The 2,047-nt window shown below is 50.9% G+C and carries 1 rRNA gene; it reads left to right on the forward strand.

The features are described 5' to 3' along the window. Positions 1-16: 16 nt before the first annotated feature. Positions 17-2,047 (forward strand): 23S ribosomal RNA (locus tag ACFCYN_RS25350); the annotation flags it as partial.

A 2,047-nucleotide genomic window follows, 5' to 3' on the forward strand; every position in this document is an offset into this window, starting at 1 on the left:
AATTAGTTTTAAAATTAGTTAAGTTAGAAAGGGCGCACGGTGGATGCCTTGGCACTAGGAGTCGATGAAGGACGGGACTAACACCGATATGCTTCGGGGAGCTGTAAGTAAGCTTTGATCCGGAGATTTCCGAATGGGGAAACCCACTACTCGTAATGGAGTAGTATCTTTACCTGAATACATAGGGTACTGAGGACAGACCCAGGGAACTGAAACATCTAAGTACCTGGAGGAATAGAAAGCAAAATGCGATTTCCTGAGTAGCGGCGAGCGAAACGGAAGATAGCCCAAACCAAGAGGCTTGCCTCTTGGGGTTGTAGGACACTCTATACGGAGTTACAAAGGAACGGGGTAAATGAAGCGACCTGGAAAGGTCCGTCAAAGAAGGTAAAAACCCTGTAGTTGAAATCTCGTTCCCTCTTGAGTGGATCCTGAGTACGGCGGAACACGTGAAATTCCGTCGGAATCTGGGAGGACCATCTCCCAAGGCTAAATACTACCTAGTGACCGATAGTGAACCAGTACCGTGAGGGAAAGGTGAAAAGCACCCCGGAAGGGGAGTGAAAGAGAACCTGAAACCGTGTGCTTACAAATAGTCAGAGCTCGTTAACGAGTGATGGCGTGCCTTTTGTAGAATGAACCGGCGAGTTACGATCCCGTGCAAGGTTAAGTTGAAGAGACGGAGCCGCAGCGAAAGCGAGTCTGAATAGGGCGATATAGTACGTGGTCGTAGACCCGAAACCGAGTGATCTACCCATGTCCAGGATGAAGTTCAGGTAACACTGAATGGAGGTCCGAACCCACGCACGTTGAAAAGTGCGGGGATGAGGTGTGGGTAGCGGAGAAATTCCAATCGAACTCGGAGATAGCTGGTTCTCCCCGAAATAGCTTTAGGGCTAGCCTTATGTGTTAGAGTCTTGGAGGTAGAGCACTGATTGGACTAGGGGCCCCCAACGGGTTACCGAATTCAGTCAAACTCCGAATGCCAATGACTTATCCATAGGAGTCAGACTACGAGTGATAAGATCCGTGGTCAAGAGGGAAACAGCCCAGACCGCCAGCTAAGGTCCCAAAGTATACGTTAAGTGGAAAAGGATGTGGAGTTGCTTAGACAACCAGGATGTTGGCTTAGAAGCAGCCACCATTTAAAGAGTGCGTAATAGCTCACTGGTCGAGTGACTCTGCGCCGAAAATGTAACGGGGCTAAACGTATCACCGAAGCTGCGGATTGATACCGTATGGTATCAGTGGTAGGGGAGCGTTCTAAGGGCGTTGAAGCTAGATCGTAAGGACTGGTGGAGCGCTTAGAAGTGAGAATGCCGGTATGAGTAGCGAAAGACGGGTGAGAATCCCGTCCACCGTATGCCTAAGGTTTCCTGGGGAAGGCTCGTCCTCCCAGGGTTAGTCAGGACCTAAGCCGAGGCCGAAAGGCGTAGGCGATGGACAACAGGTTGATATTCCTGTACCACCTCATTTCCGTTTGAGCGATGGAGGGACGCAGAAAGATAGGGTAAGCGCGCTGCTGGATATGCGCGTCCAAGCAATTAGGCTGATGTGTAGGCAAATCCGCACATCATAAGGCTGAGTTGTGATGGCGAGGGAAATATAGTACCGAAGTTCCTGATTCTACGCTGCCAAGAAAAGCTTCTAGCGAGGAAATAGGTGCCTGTACCGCAAACCGACACAGGTAGGCGAGGAGAGAATCCTAAGGTGAGCGAGAGAACTATGGTTAAGGAACTCGGCAAAATGACCCCGTAACTTCGGGAGAAGGGGTGCTCTTTTGGGTGTATGCCCGGGAGAGCCGCAGTGAAAAGGCCCAAGCGACTGTTTAGCAAAAACACAGGTCTCTGCGAAGCCGCAAGGCGAAGTATAGGGGCTGACGCCTGCCCGGTGCTGGAAGGTTAAGAGGAGGGGTTATCCCTTACGGGAGAAGCTCTGAATTGAAGCCCCAGTAAACGGCGGCCGTAACTATAACGGTCCTAAGGTAGCGAAATTCCTTGTCGGGTAAGTTCCGACCCGCACGAAAGGCGTAACGATTTGGGCACTG

The organism is Gottfriedia sp. NPDC056225, assembly GCF_042267765.1.
GTDB lineage: Bacteria > Bacillota > Bacilli > Bacillales > Bacillaceae_G > Gottfriedia.